The 19,911-nt window shown below is 28.4% G+C and carries 18 protein-coding genes and 1 other annotated feature; of the genes, 15 read left to right on the plus strand and 3 right to left on the minus strand.

The genetic code is table 11. From position 1 onward, the window contains the following. Positions 1-13 precede the first annotated feature (13 nt). Positions 14-670 (minus strand): hypothetical protein, encoded by a 657-nt coding sequence (locus ARA56_RS03850; protein ID WP_148315738.1) that lies wholly within the window; start codon positions 668-670, stop codon positions 14-16. Positions 671-1,113: 443 nt separating this feature from the next. Between ARA56_RS03850 and ARA56_RS03855 the strand changes: the two genes are divergently transcribed. After that, a complete protein-coding gene (locus ARA56_RS03855) occupies positions 1,114-2,418 on the plus strand; it encodes an MATE family efflux transporter (RefSeq protein ID WP_055264140.1) in 1,305 nt (434 codons plus the stop codon). Between the two features lie 109 nt (positions 2,419-2,527). Beyond that, entirely contained in the window at positions 2,528-3,346 is an 819-nt protein-coding gene (locus tag ARA56_RS03860; RefSeq protein ID WP_055264144.1) for a MerR family transcriptional regulator, read from the plus strand. Between the two features lie 220 nt (positions 3,347-3,566). Here the strand turns inward: ARA56_RS03860 and ARA56_RS03865 are convergent, their stop codons facing one another. Next, complete coding sequence (locus tag ARA56_RS03865) at positions 3,567-4,217, minus strand: HAD family hydrolase (protein ID WP_055264147.1); 651 nt, start codon at positions 4,215-4,217, stop codon at positions 3,567-3,569. Positions 4,218-4,412: 195 nt separating this feature from the next. Continuing rightward, positions 4,413-4,663: a binding site (T-box leader), on the plus strand. A 167-nt stretch (positions 4,664-4,830) separates the two neighbouring features. Between ARA56_RS03865 and ARA56_RS03870 the strand changes: the two genes are divergently transcribed. Continuing rightward, on the plus strand, positions 4,831-5,313 hold the full coding sequence (locus ARA56_RS03870; protein ID WP_055264150.1) for an Lrp/AsnC family transcriptional regulator: 483 nt from the start codon (positions 4,831-4,833) through the stop codon (positions 5,311-5,313). Further along, positions 5,310-6,476, plus strand: coding sequence for an aminotransferase class I/II-fold pyridoxal phosphate-dependent enzyme (locus tag ARA56_RS03875; RefSeq protein WP_055264153.1), 1,167 nt, complete (start codon positions 5,310-5,312; stop codon positions 6,474-6,476). Before ARA56_RS03870 ends, ARA56_RS03875 begins: the two co-directional genes overlap by 4 nt. Positions 6,477-6,598: 122 nt before the next feature. Here ARA56_RS03875 and ARA56_RS03880 read toward each other — a convergent pair whose 3' ends face one another. Further along, positions 6,599-7,336 (minus strand): helix-turn-helix domain-containing protein, encoded by a 738-nt coding sequence (locus ARA56_RS03880; RefSeq protein ID WP_084758946.1) that lies wholly within the window; start codon positions 7,334-7,336, stop codon positions 6,599-6,601. A gap of 207 nt (positions 7,337-7,543) precedes the next feature. Between ARA56_RS03880 and ARA56_RS03885 the strand changes: the two genes are divergently transcribed. The 11 genes from ARA56_RS03885 (at position 7,544) to ARA56_RS03935 (ending at position 19,855) form a co-directional block, all read left to right on the plus strand. After that, complete coding sequence (locus ARA56_RS03885) at positions 7,544-9,610, plus strand: NEAT domain-containing protein (protein ID WP_055264160.1); 2,067 nt, start codon at positions 7,544-7,546, stop codon at positions 9,608-9,610. Positions 9,611-9,682: 72 nt separating this feature from the next. Next, entirely contained in the window at positions 9,683-10,336 is a 654-nt protein-coding gene (locus tag ARA56_RS03890; protein ID WP_055264162.1) for an NEAT domain-containing protein, read from the plus strand. Positions 10,337-10,357: 21 nt separating this feature from the next. Next, positions 10,358-11,275, plus strand: coding sequence for a heme ABC transporter substrate-binding protein IsdE (gene isdE / locus ARA56_RS03895; RefSeq protein WP_055264164.1), 918 nt, complete (start codon positions 10,358-10,360; stop codon positions 11,273-11,275). 2 nt (positions 11,276-11,277) lie between these two features. Further along, positions 11,278-12,270: a FecCD family ABC transporter permease gene (locus ARA56_RS03900; RefSeq protein ID WP_055264166.1), complete on the plus strand. Its 993-nt coding sequence runs from the start codon at positions 11,278-11,280 to the stop codon at positions 12,268-12,270. Then, positions 12,270-13,046 carry an ABC transporter ATP-binding protein gene (locus ARA56_RS03905; protein WP_055264168.1) on the plus strand — a complete coding sequence of 259 codons (777 nt, stop codon included), beginning with the start codon at positions 12,270-12,272 and terminating at the stop codon, positions 13,044-13,046. The genes ARA56_RS03900 and ARA56_RS03905 overlap by 1 nt, the downstream gene beginning before the upstream one ends. Positions 13,047-13,193: 147 nt before the next feature. Further along, positions 13,194-13,703, plus strand: coding sequence for a DedA family protein (locus tag ARA56_RS03910; RefSeq protein WP_055264170.1), 510 nt, complete (start codon positions 13,194-13,196; stop codon positions 13,701-13,703). A 216-nt stretch (positions 13,704-13,919) separates the two neighbouring features. Beyond that, complete coding sequence (locus tag ARA56_RS03915) at positions 13,920-14,624, plus strand: response regulator transcription factor (RefSeq protein ID WP_055264172.1); 705 nt, start codon at positions 13,920-13,922, stop codon at positions 14,622-14,624. Continuing rightward, complete coding sequence (locus ARA56_RS03920; protein WP_055264174.1) at positions 14,599-16,773, plus strand: sensor histidine kinase; 2,175 nt, start codon at positions 14,599-14,601, stop codon at positions 16,771-16,773. The genes ARA56_RS03915 and ARA56_RS03920 overlap by 26 nt, the downstream gene beginning before the upstream one ends. Positions 16,774-16,997: 224 nt before the next feature. Then, the gene (locus tag ARA56_RS03925) at positions 16,998-17,330 is read left to right on the plus strand and encodes a P-II family nitrogen regulator (protein ID WP_055264176.1); all 333 of its coding nucleotides are present in this window, start codon (positions 16,998-17,000) and stop codon (positions 17,328-17,330) included. Between the two features lie 50 nt (positions 17,331-17,380). Beyond that, positions 17,381-18,580: a cation:proton antiporter gene (locus ARA56_RS03930; RefSeq protein ID WP_055264178.1), complete on the plus strand. Its 1,200-nt coding sequence runs from the start codon at positions 17,381-17,383 to the stop codon at positions 18,578-18,580. A 111-nt stretch (positions 18,581-18,691) separates the two neighbouring features. Next, positions 18,692-19,855: a class I SAM-dependent methyltransferase gene (locus tag ARA56_RS03935; RefSeq protein ID WP_055264180.1), complete on the plus strand. Its 1,164-nt coding sequence runs from the start codon at positions 18,692-18,694 to the stop codon at positions 19,853-19,855. The last annotated feature ends 56 nt before the right edge of the window (positions 19,856-19,911 follow it).

Here is a 19,911-nt window from a genome sequence, read left to right on the forward strand (position 1 = left end):
TCTGACTAAGAGCTTATTTATATATGTTAATAATATTAGAAAGAAATTTAATTATATCATCAATCATTATTGTTATTCCGCTATAAAATATAGTTAATATAATCATGTAAATGCAATAAATTATAGGACATAACATAAAAAATGATAATATTTTTCTATTGTTATTTATAAAATATACAAATTTAAACCAAATCTTATCTAAAAACCATGCCTTGTTGTCTAAAATAAGATCTTTTATGGTATCTATGTCTAAATAATTACCATTATCTTTATTTGAATTTATCATAAATAGAAGTTGATTTTCCTGAATTAATTTAAAAGTGTCAATATTAATAGTATTATCAAAATCATTTTCAGGAGATAATATTAATGTAGTTAAAGGGACATCTTCTTCAATAATATCTACTAGAAGATTTTTAATATTTTCAGTTTCGTTATATATATCATAAATAAGCTTATTTGCAATATCCTTTGAGCTGTTATTATCTAAAAAATTTGATAATGGAATTATATTATATAATCCATTAGGAGTAATAGCTAGATGATATATATTGAGAGTTCTATCATCATTTTCTAAAGAAAGATTGCTTAATACTATATTATTAGATGGAAGCAACTTGAGAATATCTTTTATATTATCATTTTCTTTAAGTTCTTTAAAAAATCTCATTATATTACTGTGAATATTATGATAAATTCCGTTATGCAAAGCAACGATATGCATCAAATATATGAAGTATATTGAAGATAATATTGAAAAGTTAAGATCGAATACTATACCAAGTATTAATAATATAGTAGGTACTCGCAAAAATTTATTTTTAAATAAAAAGATAATTGCTTTAAATGCAAATATAATAGCTTTGTAAGTGAATAATAAAATGTAAAAAAATGATTTAGTTAAAAGTATTATAATAAAGCCTATAGATTTAAGTAAGAAAAACAAGGTAATACCTCCAGTTTGTAATATAGTAGTATTATTTACCAATATAAAAGTTTTTATTAAATAAAATATACATAGCCATTATTATAAAAAAATAATAAAATATATTGACTCTATAGTAACAATAGACTTTATAATATGGAAGGAAAATTTAAAATATGGGGGTAATTATGACTAAAGAGTTTTTAAAATATGCTATTCCATCAGCATTAGCAATGTTTACTTCGGCTTTATATACTGTAATTGATGGAATATTTGTAGGACAAGGTGTTGGTTCTTTAGCTTTAGCAGCAGTTAATATAGTATTACCTTTTACTGTAATGTTATTTGGTATTGCTAATATGTTTGCTATTGGAGGAGGGTCTTTAGTATCTAAAAATATTGGAGCTAAAAAGATAGATAAAGCTGTTAATATTTTTAGACAAGTATTTAAGTTCTTATTTATAATAAGTATTGGAATAAGTTTATTTTGTATTATTTTTACTAATCAAATAGTAACAGTTTTAGGTGCAACAGAAAACTTAAAACCTATGGCTGTAGAATATTTAAGATTTTATGCACTTTTCTGTATTCCAAACTTAGTGGGAATAGTTTTAAATAGCTTTGTAAGAAATGACGGAAGACCAAAGCTTGCTATGATTTCTACTATTAGTGGTGCGATTACAAATGTTATATTAGATTATGTGTTCATTTTTCCACTAGGAATGGGAATAAAAGGAGCAGCAATAGCTACAGGTCTAGGACAAATCGTAACTGTTGCAATTTTATTACCTCATTTCTTAATGAAAAAAGGATATTTATCTTTTGGAAATGTTAAAATAGAAAAAGAGAAAATAAAAGAATTTTGTACAATAGGATTTCCATCATTTTTTGCACAAGCTAGTTACTCAGTAATAGTTTTATTACACAATATAGCTATTGTTAAGCTTGTTGGAGAGATTGGTATATCTGCTTATAGTATAATGAATTATCTAACAACTAATGTGTATATGGTGCTTTATGGAATAACTCTAGGAGTACAACCACTTATAAGCTATAATTATGGTAGAAAAAAATCGGAAAAAATGTTAGGATTTTATAAGATAACATGTAAATCAATTATTTTAGTAACTACAGTATTTACTGTTATAATATATTTATTTGGACTTAACTTAATTAATATTTTTACTAATGATAATAGTCTGGCAAATATAGCATTTAATGCAATAAAGATAAACATATTTAGTTATTTTGCAGTAGGATTAAATTTAAATACTTTAGTTTACTATCAAGCTATAGAAAAACCTAAGTATTCAAATATAGTATGTATATTGAGATCAGTAGCTTATTTACCGATAAGTATATTTGTATTATCAAAGTTATTCGGTATAAATGGAATTTGGGCAGCAGCTATAGTAGCTGAAACTGCTACATATATAACAATGAGATTAAAAACAAATATAGAGGAATCTACAGCTGAAATGTTAGCTGCATAGAGATATATAATATTAAAAAGTATTTTGATGACAAATAGCAAATAAGTTGAAAACTAAATTTGCTATTTGTCATTTCTCATAAAATAAAGAGTTGGAGGAAGGTAAATTTATGGAATCAAAATTTTCCATAGGAGAAATAGCAAAAATTCATAATGTTTCAGTTCAAACATTAAGACATTATGATAAGATTGGATTATTAACACCTTCTTATATAAATAAAGAAACTGGTTATAGATATTATTCATCAAAAGATTTTGTAATAATTGACCTTATAAAACAATGTAAATCTATGGGATTATCTTTAGATGAAATAAAAGATATAATTCATAACTACACATCATTAGATTCTATATTGGATATAATGAAAAAACAAAAAGATATAATAGATAAAAAGATAAACGAATTAAATACCATAAAAAATAATATATCTTTTTTAGAAAAAAGAATTAATGAATCATTAGAGGAAGGCATAAACGTAATATTTATAAAGGAATATCCTAAAAGGGAATTTATAAAGTATAATAACACAAATAGATTTACTGTAGAATTTGAAATAAACCTAAGTAAAGCATTAGCAGATGCAGAAAGAAAATATAATAATTTCAATAAGGAATTAGCTTTTGTAACATCATTTAATGATTTTAGAAGAGATGATAAAACTATATATAAAGCAATGATGTTAAGCTTTACTGATATGATAAGTATAGATGAGAAAGAGAAGTTTATAATTCCAAAAGGAAAATATTTAACTATAAATTTTGATGATGATTATAAGGATACTAAAAAGTATTATACGAAAATTATGAATTATATACGAGAAAATAATATTAAAGTAAAAGGTGATTTCTATGAAATATATGCTATGACTAGAGTAGGTAATGATGGAAGAGAGAAGTCTTTAGGAAAGCTTCAAATAGAAGTTCTTTAATTAATGACTGAAATAAATTGTCCACGAAGCTCACAGGTGAAAGATCGACTTTGTCGAAGTGAAATGGCTATAGCATAGCAGTGAAAAGCTAACTTAAGTTAAAGTGAAAGGTACTATTGAGAAGACTTTTCATTATTACTAAAGGTAATATTTCCATTGTTATGTTAGTGACCCTTTCTCTTTTGACGAAGTCAAACTTTTCACTAAAGTGTTCGGCACTTTATTTAAGTAGTTCTATAACTTGTCCTAAATCATCTGCCTTTTTATAAATCATCCCTAATAGTTCTTCATCTGGTGTTAATAAGTCTGGTACCATAATTGGATACATTCCAGCATTTTTAGCAGCATACACACCAAATCTTGAATCTTCAAGAACTATACAATTTTCAGGAAGAACATTAAGCTTTTCCGCTACTTTTAAGAATATTTCAGGATCTGGCTTTGATTTAGTTACTTCATCACCACAAATTATATAATCAAACTCATTAACTACCTCACCAAGAGTTAATAGTTTTAATGCCCTAGCTCTTGATGTAGAAGTCGCAACAGCTCTTTTGATATTATTTTCTTTTAGATAAGCAAGTAATTCTTTTAATCCTTTTTTTACTCTTAAACCATTCATATCAATAAGTTTATCAGCCATAATATTTCTTTCAGAAATAAGCTCCTTATAAGGACTTTTTTCACCGAATTTGTTAATTAGAAGATTAGTGATATATTTACTGTTTGTACCTAAAAATTCTGAAAAAAGTTCATCATCTACAGGCATATTTACTTTTTCACCAGCAATTTTCCAAGCTTCTCTAGAAACAGTTTCGGTATCAAACATTAATCCATCCATATCAAATATAACTAGTTCTATATTCATCATTTTGTGTCCATCCCTTCTAAGCGTAATCATAGTATTATATTATCTTATTAGTTTTAAAAATTAAAGAATATATTACGCATTTTCTAAATTTGAAAATTTGAAATTGACTTTAATTGAAATATTTTTTATTGACTAAATATTATTTATGATAGATAATATTTGTAAGATTAACTGAAAATTCAAATTTTAATATGTGAAAAGATTATGATGAGGAAGAGTATTTAAAGATATTATTTATAGAGAGCTAAGGGATGGTGAGACTTAGTAATAATACTTTTTAGAAGCAGCCTTTGAATTGCTTGCTGAGAACTAAGAGTTATCTTAATGTAGGTAAAGCCGGATATCCTAACGTTATAAGGAATGGAATGCTGATGTATTCCTACTGAGTGAGTAAATTTTTTTACTTATTAGGGTGGTACCGCGAAATTTTTAGCTTCGTCCCTTTCTAGGGATGAGGCTTTTTTTATTTATAATGAAAAATTAGCAATTAATAATTTATGAAGAATTCTTGCTTGTATTTTAAAAATAATTAAAGAAAAGTTATAGAATTTTCATATTTAATTATTAAATTAAAACTATTAATTATTAATTAATATGGGGAGGAATAGTTTATATGGAAGAAATTTTAGAAATTTTAGAACAAAACAGTAGATATACTGATGAAGAGATAGCTGTAATGGCAGGAAAAACTGTTGAAGAAGTAAGAGAAGCAATAAGAGATTATGAAGAAAAGAGCATAATTGCAGGATATACAACATTAATTAATTGGGAGAATACAGGTAAGGAAACTGTAACAGCATTAATTGAAGTTAAGATTACACCACAAAGAGGAGTAGGCTTTGATAAGGTTGCAGAAAGAATATATAAATTCCCTCAAGTTAAGGCATGTTATTTAATGTCTTCAGGTGGATTTGACTTAACTGTAATAATAGAAGGAAAGACAATGAAGGAAGTTGCTATGTTTGTATCAGATAAACTTGCAGTACAAGAGTTTGTTAATGGAACAGCAACACACTTTGTTTTAAAGAAATATAAAGATCATGGAACTATATTTAAAGAAAAGAAAGTTGATACAAGGGAGGCTATATTTATATGATATTAGAAAATATGATTAGAGATGATGTTAAAAATATGCCTCCATCAGGAATTAGAAAATATTTTGACTTAATAAATGAGATGGAAGATGTAATATCTTTAGGGGTAGGAGAGCCAGACTTTGTTACCCCTTGGAATGTTAGAGAGGCTGGTATATATTCTTTAGAGATGGGAGAAACTCATTATTCAGCAAATGCTGGATTTATAGAATTAAGAGAAGAAATAGCTAAGTATTTAGATAGAAAATACGACTTAAAATATAATCCTAAAGATGAAATATTAGTAACAGTTGGTGGAAGTGAAGGTATAGATCTTGCACTAAGAGCTTTAGTAGGGCCTGGAGATGAAGTAATTATTCCAGAGCCAAGTTTCGTAGCTTATAAAGGATGTACAGCCTTTACAGGAGCGACAGCAAAGATTATTGATTTAAAAGCTGAAGATGATTTTAAGCTTACTCCAAAACAATTAGAGGATGCAATAACAGATAAGACCAAAGTTGTTATAATTCCATTTCCTAATAATCCTACAGGAGCAATTATGACTAAAGAGGAGTTAGCAGGAATAGTTGAAGTTTTAAAAAATAAAAATGTAATAATACTTTCTGATGAGATATATTCAGAATTATCATATGACAAGCCACATGTATCTATTGCAAGCTTCCCAGAGGTTAAGGAAAAAACTATAGTCATAAATGGATTTTCTAAAGCTTATGCAATGACTGGATGGAGATTGGGATATGCTTGCGCTCATCCTATTATATTAGATGCTATGAAGAAGATACATCAATATGGAATAATGTGTTCACCGACAACTGCACAGTTTGCAGCAATAGAAGCATTAAAAAATGGTGATGATGATGTAAGACATATGGCAAAAGAATATAACAGAAGAAGAAGAGTTATGGTTAATGGCTTTAGAAAGATGGGATTAGATTGCTTTGAACCAATGGGAGCACTTTATGTATTTCCATGTATTAAATCTACCGGAATGACTTCAGATGAGTTCTGCGAGATGTTACTTATGGAAGAAAAGGTACTAGCTGTACCAGGAAATGCCTTTGGGGAATGTGGAGAAGGATTTATAAGATGTTGTTATGCATCTTCTATGGAAAATATAGTAGAAGCTCTAAAGAGAATAGAAAGATTTATAAAAAAATTTGACTAATATTTAATTGAATAATTAAATTTTATTTAAAGATGTTTTGAAGTGGTTCAAAGCATCTTTTTATTTTATTTTAAATCATAATCACCCGATTACGGGTGAATGATTTAAAATAACAAGAGGAGTTACTCTTTTAAACTTTCTCTATATTTAATAGGAGTTTGGTTGGTCAATTTTTTAAAAACTGTACTATAGTAGCTTTGATTATTAAATCCCACAGATAAAGCTATATCGAGCAAAGAATAATCCGTGTTAGCAAGGAGTTCTTTGCTTTTTTCTACTTTATAATTATTTAAATAATTTATAAATGTTTGACCAGTTTCATTTTTAAAGACACAGCAGAAATAGCATTTATTTATATTAAGCTCTGAGCAAAGGTCATCTATAGAAATTTCTTTACTATAATTTTTTTCTATATATTCAATGGCTCTTTTTACAAAGGGAGAAAGAGTTCCGTTTGGAGTCGTAGTTTTATATTTATTTACTATTAGATTTGAATATAGGTTTATAACATCATCTAATAGAGATTTATTTATAGTTAATATACTAGAATCACAAGTGTTAACTTTAGTATTTTTATTATCTTGGATAATATAAGGACCTATCAAGATATATGCAGGCATATTGTCATAATGATAAAAAGCAATAGCTGAATATGAAATATTATTAGGTATATTTATAGCAATTGGATTCGAATATGAAAGACTATTTTTTAAAATATCAATTGCTTTGGATGTATAAAAGCTATTTTTTAATTCAGCGTTATATTTATGTGAATGAACAATTTTAAAGCTGTTATTTAAAACTAAAGTTGGTAGTGATAAGCAAGTAAAAAAATCATTTAATACATTATAAGTATTCATAATTAGACCGCCTTTTTAGTTGAGATATACTATTATTTAAAATTTATAACACTAACAAAATATATTTAAAAAAAATATAAATATCGTTAAAACATATTAAAAAAATATATGTTATTATAATTGCAGAGAGTGAGAATCAATATCAATTATTATGGAATATAAATTAAAGAATGTCAAATAAATATGTTTTTATAGGGGGAAGTAATTATGTTAAAGAAAAAGATAGAAAAAATTATTGCTACTTTTGTTTTAGGAGCAATGGTTTTAAGTGTTGGTGGACAAACTGTAACAGCTAGTGCATCAACTTTAAATAATGTAGATACTGTGACTAAGGCGTCAACTACTGCACCAGAAGTTTTAGAAGATGGAACTTATGTAATAGAAAATGGTGCATATAAAGTAGGAACTACTGATAATAGCGGGATTAGAGATTATATAGATACAACATCTATTGTAACAGTAGAAGGTGGAAAGATAACTTTAACTCTTAAATATACTGATTTAGAATTAGAAACTGATACAGTAAGAACAATTAATTCTATTACTATAGATGGAGAAGAAGTAGAATTTAATGCAAATGAAGAAGAAATAAGTTTTGAAATTGAATCAAAAGATGTATTAACATCAAGAATTACTGTTAACCTAACTTATTACAATGAATTTATTCCAGAATTTATTGCACCAGGTGGAATGCATACAGTAGATATGGAGATATTACACATTGGAGAATTATCAAAGGTTGAAGATGATAAAGAAGAAGTTAATACTTTAGAAAATGGAACTTATAAAATAGAAAATGATGCGTTTAAAGTAGGAAGTACTGAAGATAGCGGAATTAGAGATTATATAGATACAACATCTATTGTAACAGTAGAAGATGGAAAGATAACTGTAACTCTTAAATATACTAATTTAGAATTAGAAACTGATACAGTAAGAACAATAAGTTCTATTACTATAGATGGAGAAGAAGTAGAATTTATAGCAAATGAGGAAGAAATAAGTTTTGAAATCGAATCAACAGATGTATTAAATTCAAGAATTAAAGTTAACCTAACTTATTATAATGAATTTATCCCTGAATTTATCGCTCCAGGTGGAATGCACACAGTAGATATGGAGATATTACATAAGGGAGAATTAGTAAAGGTAGAAGATGATACAGTAGAAACTCCAGAGACTCCGGAGACTCCAGAAATACCTGACAATGATAATTCTGGAAACGGAGACATTGATGGAAGTACAGGAGCAACTCAAAAGCCTTCAGAAGGTACAGGTTCAGGATCTACTGAAGAAACTCAAACAGATAAAACTTATACAGGTAAAAATGAAATAGTTTCTGATAGCGAAGCTGGTAAGGCAATGGCTAGACAAGCATTATCAGAAGATATGAAGATAGAAAAGATAGGTGAAAAATACCGTGTAACTATAAACTTTACTGAATTTGGTGCAGCGCAAATGAGCGATGTTATAGTTTATGTAAATGGTAAAGAAGTTGAAACTAAAGAGATAAGAACAACTCTAGCTGGATTAAGCTTTGAATTAGATAGCTTAGATGATTCAATAGAAATATCTACTAAAATTAATGCTATGGGTGGAAGAAGAATTTCATTTGGTCTTAAAGTATTACAAGATACTTTAGTTGAAGTTGAGAATGATGATGAAGGAATAACAGGTGGAACTACACAAGGTGGTACAACTAATGGTACTACTGGAGGAACGACTGGTGGTACAACTGGAGGAACTACACAAGATGAACAAACTTCAGGAACAACAGAAGAAACTGAAAAAGAAGAAGAACCACAAATAATAGTTGGAAAGTTGTATTCTATTCAAAATAACGTTACTCATGAAAGTGAAACAGGAGTAGCTATGGCAAGAATGTACTTAAGTGCTACTTCAAGAGTTGAAGAAGTTGAAGGACAATACTATGTTACTCTGACATTTACAGGGGCAGAATTCATGCAAAATCATGAAATCTATGTAAATGGAAGCAAGGTAAGCGTAAGCAAGAGTACAAGTGGTGATGAAACTTATGTTAGATTTGCAGTTGGAAGCTTAAATGATTCTATAAAAGTAAAAATGTATGTTGTACCAATGCAAAGAGATGTTGAATTTGGTGTGGAATTACTAACAGATACATTAACTTTCATTAAAGAATATACAGTAGAAACATTACCAAATACAGGAGCTGCAGCAAGCTCAGCAGTAGTAGCAGGATTAGGGTTACTAATGACATCTGCAGGTGCAGTTTTAACTAAAAAGAAAAAATAAAATAATGTGCGGGGTAAATAAAATAGTAATACTATTTATTTACCTCATATTTGCTATAAAGGAGAAATAGATATGAAAATATTAAATAAATTTAATAGTATATTAACAGCCGTAATGGTTTTAAGGGTATTTTTCGCTATGGGAACTAAGAGTGCATATGCAGCAGATGCTGACATAGCAAGTGGTATTTATGAAGTTGAAAATGAGGTTTATCATGAATCAGAAACAGGGATGGCAATGTCAAGAAGTTACTTACTACCTACAATGGAAGTAGAAGTGACTAAGGACGGAATAGTTTATACTATAGGTTTCTCAGGAAGTGACTATATGGAAAACTACAGAATGTTAGTTAATGGTGAAGATACTGCAGTTGAAATGGTAGACGAGGTAACTGAAGAAGGTATAGTTAAACTTAAAGTTGAAGTAGATAAAGTAGATGCAGATATGGATGCTTTAATTTATGTAGCACCAATGGGAAGAGATGTACAGTTTAAGGTAATTCCTAAGATGGAAACTTTAACTTTAATTGAAGCTATAGAAGAAGCAGAAGAGGTTATAGAAGAAGTAGTTGCAGAAGATTTAATAGAAGAAGTTGTTACAGAAGTAGATGCAACATCAGGAGCTTCAGAAAATTATAAAACTATGGCTGTAGCTGGTGGAGTAGCAGTTGTAGTTATAGCAGGTATAGTTGCAGTTTTAGTAATTAAGGCTAAGAAAAAGAAATAGTAGTTAGGAAGGTTATTTATTATGAAATATAAAAGAATTATGTCAATAATAGCAGCTGGAATTATGTCTTTAGGTTTAATTAGCTGTGGTTCTAAAGCTGCTGAAGAAAATGTTGTAGTTGAAGCTAATGGTGGAGAAGTAGCTGTGGAAGCTGATAGCGAAGAAGTAGTTGTAGCAACATCTGTTGCAGTTACAGAAATTTTAGATGCTTTAGGGGTAAAGGTTTCTGGAATTCCTCAAACATCATATGAGCTTCCTGAAAGCACAAAAGGTGCAGTAGAGGTTGGAAGCCCTATGAGCCCAGATTTAGAAATTATTAAATCTTTAAATCCTACAGTTGTAGTTTCAGTTGATACTTTAGGGTCAGATTATATGGAACTTTTTACTCAAAATAACATACCAAGTGAATTCGTATCTTTAGAAAGTTTAAATGGATTAAAAGAAGCAATAAATACTTTAGGAAAAAGATTCGATAAAGAAACAGAAGCTGAAAGTTTATTAGCAAACTTAGAAGCTAAGGAAAAAGAGGTTGCTGAAAAAGCAGCACAATTAGAGAGTCCTGAAATATTAGTTTTATTTGCAGCACCAGGATCAACTATGATTGCAACATCAAAATCTTATGTTGGTAGCTTAGTTGAAATGGTTGGAGGTAAAAATATAATAGCTGATAACAGTACGTCATTTACTACTTATAATAAAGAAGATTTATCAATGCTTAATCCAGATAAGATTTTAGTAATGGTACATGCCCTTCCAGAAGAAACACAAGCTGCATTAGAAAAAGAAATGGCAACTGATGCTGCATGGCAAAACATTGAAGCTGTAAGAAATGGTGATGTTGTATACTTAGACACTTCATATTTTGGAATGAGTGCAAATCTTAAAGCTATAGAAGGATTAGATATTTTAAGTGATATAGTCCACGGTAATGGAGAGTAATTATGAAAACTTTAGATAAAAAATTTAGAGGATTATTTATAGCTGTTGCTCTTATAATATTAGTAGCAGGTATATTAATCTCATTAAAATTAGGAAGTATAAATATTACATTTGGTGAGCTTATAAAAGGATTATTCACAGGGCAAACAGATGGTAATATAGGAATAATAAAAGATTTAAGAATGCCTAGAGTTATAATAGCTGTTCTTGTTGGAGCTAACTTAGCTATTTCAGGTGTACTATTACAGTCAGTAATAAGAAACCCATTAGCAGATCCATATATAACAGGTATATCTACAGGTGCATGCTTAGTAACTGTATTTTTAATGGTATTCATGCCTGGAGTTACTAATTCAAGACCTATATTTGGTTTTTTAGGAGGATTAGTATCATGTGGTTTAGTTTATTTTATGGCATATAAAAAAGGACTTTCTCCTATAAGAATAGTTTTAGCAGGAGCAGCTTGCAATGCATTATTAGGTGGTTTCTCATCTATGATTACAGTAAGTGCAGGATTAGGTTCAAGCAATATTCAAAAATGGATGATGGGAAGTCTTGCTACTGTAAATTGGAGTAATGTATATGTATTAGCTATATATTCAGTAATAGGAATTGCTGCAGCATTTATGTTAAGTAAAATATGTAATGTATTAGCTTTAGGAAGCAAGAATGCTAAGAGTTTAGGATTTAATGCAGATGTATATATGATTGTAGTTACTGCAGTAGCTGTATTTTTAGCAGGTATATCAACTGCTATAGCTGGGGTAATATCTTTCGTAGGATTAGTAGTTCCACATATATGCAGAATGATAATAGGTTCTGACCATAAATATCTTATTCCTTGCAGTGGGATTATCGGTGCATTATTAGTATTATTTGCGGATACAGTTGGAAGAATGGCCATGAGACCTAATGAAATACCAGTTGGTGTAGTAACATGTATTTTTGGAGCACCATTCTTCTTATATCTTTTAAGAAGGAGTGACTTAAAGTAATGATAAAAGTAAAAAATCTAGAGTTCTCTTATGAAAAAGATAAAAAACTTATAGAAAATTTAAGTGTTGAAATTGAAAAAGGTAAGATAACTACTATATTAGGACCTAATGGAAGCGGTAAATCTACATTATTAAGTATTTTTACAGGACTTAATAAACCTACATCTGGAGATGTTATAATAAATGGAAAGTCTATAAAAAAACTTAAATATAAAAATATCGCAAGGGAAATTGCAACAGTACATCAGCAAAATACAGTACCAGGAGATATTACTGTAAAAGAATTAGTATCTTATGGGAGAATACCTCATAAAAAGTATTTCCGAGGAAATAATGAAAGTGATGAAGATATAGTAGAATGGGCACTTGAAAAAACTGGGCTTACTAATTTAAAAGATAAGACAGTTATGAGTATGTCAGGTGGAGAGAGACAAAGAGCCTTCATAGCTATGGCTTTAGCTCAAAAGAGTAAAATATTATTTTTAGATGAACCAACTACATATTTAGATATTTATCATCAGATAGAAATATTAGAACTTGTAGAAGAGTTAAATAGAGAAGAAGAATTAACAGTAGTTATGGTTCTTCATGATATTAATCAGGCTCTTAAGTATAGTCATAATATTATAATAATGAAAAATGGTAAGATAATAAATGAAGGTAATGCTAAGAAGGTTATAACTATGGATATGCTAAATAAGGTATATAATATAGGTGGATTTATAAATGAGACTAATGATGAAACTTTCTTTGTGCCATTAAAGCTAGAAGCCTAATAATTAAATATAAATATAATAAAAAACGGTTAATTCTAAATTAGCCGTTTTTTTAATCTTAAGAATTTCTTTAGAAATGTATTAGCTTCTTCTTAACTTTTAAAAGATATCATTGAAGTATAGTAAAGAAAGGGGGATGGAGAAAATATGGATGGGAACAGTATTATGAATAATATAACTCAATATGGAACTATAGTTATATTTTTGATAATATTCTTAGAAAATTTAAATATGCCAGGGTTTCCAGCAGGTGTAATAATGCCGATAGTAGGTCTTTGGGCATCTAAGCATAATGAAAATATTATTTTTATAGTGATACTATCAGTAATAGCATCATTATTAGCAAGCTGGATATTATATTTTATAGGTTTTTATGGAGGAAATTATATACTAGATAAGTATACAAAGAGGTTTCCAAAGCAAAGTGAATATATAGATGAAAAACTAGAATACTTAAGAAGAAAAGGGAATGTTGGAGTGATGATAAGCAGAATGATTCCAATGGCAAGAACTATAATACCTGTACCAGCAGGGGTACTGAAACTTAATTTTCTTAAATATACTGCATATTCTGCTATAGGAATTTTAATATGGGATTCAACTCTTATATGTTCTGGATATATATTAGGGGATGGGGTTATAAAGATATTATCTTAAATAGAAATATCATTAAATAATCAGTCTATATAAAAGGTAGTTTAGAACAAGAGAAAATAAGAAAATGAATTATGGAAAATAATACTTTCCATGTTAGTATATAATAAAAGAATTTAGTGAGTAAGAATAGGAAAAATAGTTACTTATATTCATAAACGTAGTTTGTTTTTGCTAAGGTTAAGATTTCATGACTCACTTATAGAAAGAGGTATTAAGATGGATTTATATAGTGTTTTAGTAGTTGAAGATGAAAATGATATAGCAGTAGCGATAGAGGCTTATTTAACAAATCAAGGATATAAAGTTTTTATAGCTAATAACGGAATAGAGGGATTAGAAGTTCTAGAGAAAGAAACTATACATCTCGCTATAGTAGATGTAATGATGCCCAGAATGGATGGGATAACTTTTGTTATGAAGCTTAGAGAGAAACATGATTTTCCTGTAATAATGTTATCAGCGAAATCAGAAGAGGTAGATAAGATAATGGGATTAAATATAGGTGCTGATGATTATGTAACAAAGCCATTTAGACCATTAGAACTTTTAGCTAGAGTTAATTCACAACTTAGAAGATATTCTAAATTTCTAAATATGGTAAGCAATAAAGAGATAAATGAAAATATATATTCAGTTGGAGGTCTTGAATTAAATATTGAGACTAAAGAGGTAACAGTAGATGAAAAAGCTGTGAAACTCACTCCAATTGAATTTAAAATATTAGCTTTGCTTATGAAAAATCCAGGAAGAGTGTTTTCAGCAGAGGAAATATATGAAAGAGTTTGGAATGAGCAGGCTATAAATACTGATACAATAATGGTTCATGTAAGAAAAATAAGAGAAAAGATTGAAGTTAATCCGAAAAATCCAAAATATTTGAAGGTGGTGTGGGGAGTTGGATACAAAATTGAAAAACAATAATACTAGCAAAGGGATAATTGCTACTATAGTAGCTATATTAATTATATCAATGGCAGCAATAGCGATGTGCAAATCATACCCTATAATAGATAGGAATGCACAAAATATAAGAGATAATTATTTTGATGATTATAGATTTGCAGACATTATAGCAGAAACAAGCTATGTAAATTATTTTAATTCATTATCAGAAAAAGCAGGTGGGAATCTTAATCCAGCAGAGAGTTTGTTGGATTTTGGTAACAATATATACAGTAATGATGAAGAGTATTATGAAGATTCGTATGCTAATGGATTTAATTCAAGGTTTAGCAGTTGGAGTAGGAATATAAATGAAAGCTATAGAAATTTACTATATTATTCATACGATAAAGAAAATGATATAAAGAAAACTAATATAGGTGAAGGCATAACTATCAAAGAGAAGAATATGGATATATCTTCATTAGATAAGGAGCAATTTCAGTTTTTTGTACTTTTGAATTTTGATGAAAATGGAGTCCTGACTGTATCAGATATTAAAGGTGCAGATAAGCAAAATTTTGAATATATCTTAAAAGAAAATTTAAGTGACTTAGATGGATATTATGATATTACAATGAAGCCTATTAAAAATATGTCTTTTGTGTATGCAGTGCCTAAGTCATTAACTTATGATGATTCGATATCTTGGGGAATAAAAGATTCAAATATGATAGGATATGAAATGGCTGGTACTACAGCAGTAATGATAATTTCGGCAGTTATATTGCTAGCTGCATTAATATTCCCAATTAAAAAGGCTAAAAAAATGGCCCTATTCAATGGATTATCAAAAATACCGTTTGAAATATGGATAGTAATATGTACATTTGCAGCAATGCTTATGGCTGTATCTCCTAGATATATTGTAAAACCAACTTTAGAAGGAAATTTAGAGTATTTATTTGGATTCTTTGTAAATGGAATTACATTATCTAATAATACAATATGGTTCCTTAACTTTGTAAATTGGTTTATATGTTTTGGCGTTGTATTTTTTGCTATATTAGTTATAAAGTATATTTTTAATATTGGAATAAAGGAATACTTTAAGAGAAGAACTATAGTTGGTAGAGTTATTACATTAATCGTTAGATATATCAGAAAAACTTTAGATGCTGTAACTAGTATAGATTTAAGTGATAATAATAGTAAACTTATAATTAAAGTTGTTTTAATAAATGCTGCAATATTAATAGGTATAACATCAATATGGTTATTTGGAATACCTGTAGTGATACTTTACTCGGTAATATTGTTCTTTGTAATAAGAAAATATGTTGATAAAATAAGTGAGAAGTATAAGATACTAAAGAAAGCTACAAATAAAATTGCTGAAGGAAAACTGGATGTAACTATTGAAGAGGATTTAGGATTATTTGAGCCTTTTAAAGAAGATTTAGAAAAGATTCAATCAGGATTTAAAAAGGCTGTAGATGAAGAGGTTAAGAGTCAGAAGATGAAGACTGACCTTATATCTAATGTATCTCATGATTTAAAAACTCCTTTAACAGCTATAATAACTTATACCGATCTTTTAAAGGATGAAAATCTAGAAGAAGAAAAACGTAGACAATATTTAGATACCTTAGATAAAAAAGCTCAAAGACTTCAAGCTCTTATAGAAGATTTATTTGAAATGAGTAAGGCAAGCAGTGGAAATATAACTTTAAATATAGAAAATGTTGATGTAGTATCACTGATGAAGCAGACTATACTTGAATTAGATGATAAGCTTCTTGAAGCAGGATTAACAGTCAGAAATAACTTTCCAGAAGGAAAAGTAATCTTACCTCTTGATAGTCAGCGTACATTTAGAGTATTTGAAAATTTAGTAATAAATATGACTAAGTATGCTATGAGAGGAACAAGAGTATATATTGATATATTTGAAAATGATACTTATGTAGAAATTGTTCTTAAAAATATGGCAGCGGAGGAAATTAACTTTAATGTAGAAACTATAGCAGAAAGATTTGTTCGTGGAGATGAATCTAGAAATACTGAAGGATCAGGATTAGGTCTTGCTATAGCAAAGAGCTTTGTAGAGCTTCAAGGTGGAAGCTTTAACATAAGTGTAGACGGCGACTTATTTAAGGTTAGTATAAAATTTAATAAGATATCTTAATAATAAAAATGCGTGTATCATAAAATTATAGATACGCGCATTTTTTATTAATACAATATAGAAATACATTCAAGTTTTTTATGAATATTACTTAAAATGAAATGATATCGTTATTATAGGTAAATATGACTTTAAATCGAATTAATTAGCAAATTTGCAAGTTTGAAAAATCATACTTGCAATTATATAATTTAAAATAGTGTATATTTTTAGGAGGGATAGAATTGGAATTGCTTGTAACTATTTTAGAAGAAAATGAAAATATTGAGGATATAATGTTAGAGTTCAATAAACTTGGAATTAAAGGCTCTACGATAATTGATTCTCAAGGAATGGCAAATATTTTAAGTGAATGTGAAGAGTTTAGTCTATTTAGTTCATTAAAGTTGTTAATGAATGATGGACGAGCTCAAAAGAAAACAATTTTAACTGTTTTGAAGAGTAATATGGTAGATAGTGCAATATCAGCAATTAAGAAATTTGTAGATATTGATTCGCCAGGAAGTGGAATAATATTTACAGTTCCTGTAGGAAGAGTTGAGGGTATACCTTTATAATTGCAGTAATTGAGTGAGAGGATTATGTAATAATAAAGGAGGAAAACAGAATGAGTTGGTTTTATTACCTAGCAATAATATTAATTTTTGGATTACTAATGGGAAAGGTAGTTTCTTATTTAAAATTACCTAGAGTTACAGGATACTTAATAGCTGGGGTATTAATAGGACCTTTTGTTTTAAAGCTAGTACCACATGAGGCTATAGAAAGTTTAACTATAATTTCTGAAGCTGCATTAGGGTTTATAGCTTATAACATTGGTAGTTCATTAAATTATAATAAATTGAAAAATATAGGTAAAGGCGTAATAATAATTGCTTTATTTGAAGCGTTAATGGCAACTTTTGTAGTAACGCTTGCAATGAAGTTTATATTTGGACAAACATGGGAATTTAGTTTAGCAATTGGAGCAATAGCATCAGCTACTGCACCGGCAGCAACTATTATGGTTTTAAAGCAATACAAGGCAAAGGGGCCATTAGTAGATACATTAATTCCTGTAGTTGCTATAGATGACGCTATTGCAGTTATAGCATTTGGTATTTCAATAGCTATTGCACAAATTATTTCTAAAGGATCAGATGGTGTTTCAATAATGGCATTTTTAAATCCATTTATAGAAATATTCTTCTCTATAGTATTAGGATGTGCAGTTGGATTTGCATTAACTTATTTTAATAAACTTTCTAAGCAAAAAGAAAATGCTATGAATCTTGTAATTGCAGCTATATTTTTAGTTATAGGATTAGCAGATTTATTAGATCTTTCAAATTTATTAGCATGTATGGCACTAGGTGCTACTGTAAGTAATTTAGTGTTAAGTAAATCAAAGTTATTATCATCAATTGATAATATTACGTCGCCAATATTTATAATGTTCTTTACCATATCAGGATTAGAGCTTGACTTATCAGTATTACTTACTGTTGGGTTAATTGGTATAGGATATGTTGTATTTAGAGTAATAGGTAAAGTTTTAGGTGCTTATATAGGAGCACAACTTGCTAATAGTCAACCTGTAGTTAAGAAGTATTTAGGATTAACGCTTGTACCTCAAGCAGGGGTTGCAATAGGACTTACAATGATAGTCCAAGAAGCATTGCCAAGTTGTGGAGCATCAATAAGAGCTATAATACTAGCAGGTACGGTTATATATGAGCTTATAGGACCATTGTGCACAAAGATAGCAATCTTCAAAGCAGGAGAAGCTACTGTTGATGCACATCACAAAATAGAGATAAGTCATTAAAAGGTGCGAAAGCACCTTTTTTAGTTAAGAATACTCTTTCTTTTTAGAGAAATAACGATATAATATATCGTATAGATTATAAGAAATTTAGAAGTGATAAGGTGTGTTAATATGAACGATTTAAGAAAAGCTATTTGTGATATGGTATCTGAAAATATCGTTAAAGTAGTAATAAGTAACAAGATGAAAAGTGATGTTCAATATAATAAAATAGTATTTTTATTAAAGGAGAAAAAGGGAAGAGAGTATTATCAAATAGAAAGATATACTGATAAACAAGTATTCCATGAAAATATAGATAAAGAAAAATTGGAAGAAAGTCTTTTTGAAAATATAGAATCTAGATATAAGCAGGTAAATGCTTGGAGTGAAAATTCTACTTTTGATATGAAAATTTCTAAAAAGGGAAAAGTATTTTTAGGTAAGAAAAGTGCTGATAATAAAAAAGTTGCTAATAAATCTCATAATAAAGAAAAAAATTATATTTTAAAAGAAGGAATGTTAATTCAGCCACTTATAGATTTAGGAGTATTTACTAAAGAAGGTAAGGTTGTAAATTCGAAATATGATAAGTATAAACAAATAAATAGATTTGTAGAAATCATAGATGATGAAATTAAAAAGATTGATCAAAAGGAACTTACTATTTTAGATTTTGGATGTGGTAAATCTTATTTAACATTTGTTTTATATTATTACTTTGTTGAAATTAAAAAGATTAATGTTAAGATGATAGGATTAGATCTTAAAGAAGATGTAATAAAAAAATGTAATGATATTGCTAAAAGATATAATTATGAAAATCTTCACTTCGAAATTGGGGATATAAATGGATTTAAATATAATAATAAAGTTGATATGGTAATAACTTTACATGCTTGTGATACGGCTACAGATTATGCTTTATATAATGCAGTAAAGTGGAATGCAAAGATGATATTCTCCGTTCCTTGCTGTCAGCATGAGTTTAATGCTCAAATGAAAACAGAGGAATTATCTATTTTAACTAGATATGGAATAGTTCAAGAAAGAATAGCTGCACTTATGACAGATTCAGTTAGAGCCAATATTTTAGAAGCTTTAGGTTATAAAACTCAATTATTAGAGTTTATAGATATTGCTCATTCTCCAAAGAATATTTTAATAAGAGCTTCTAAGGGTAATATATCTATGGAGAAAAAAGAGAAAGTATTAGTTGAAGTTGAGAATCTTATGAAACAATTTAATTTGAGTCCAACTTTATATAATTTATTAAAAAATGATAATATTATATAAAGTTAAAAAGTTTTGAGGGGTTACGTAAAGTAACTCCTTTAAAATTTATTAGGTTA

Source organism: Clostridium disporicum (assembly GCF_001405015.1).
In the GTDB taxonomy this organism is placed as follows: domain Bacteria; phylum Bacillota; class Clostridia; order Clostridiales; family Clostridiaceae; genus Clostridium; species Clostridium disporicum_B.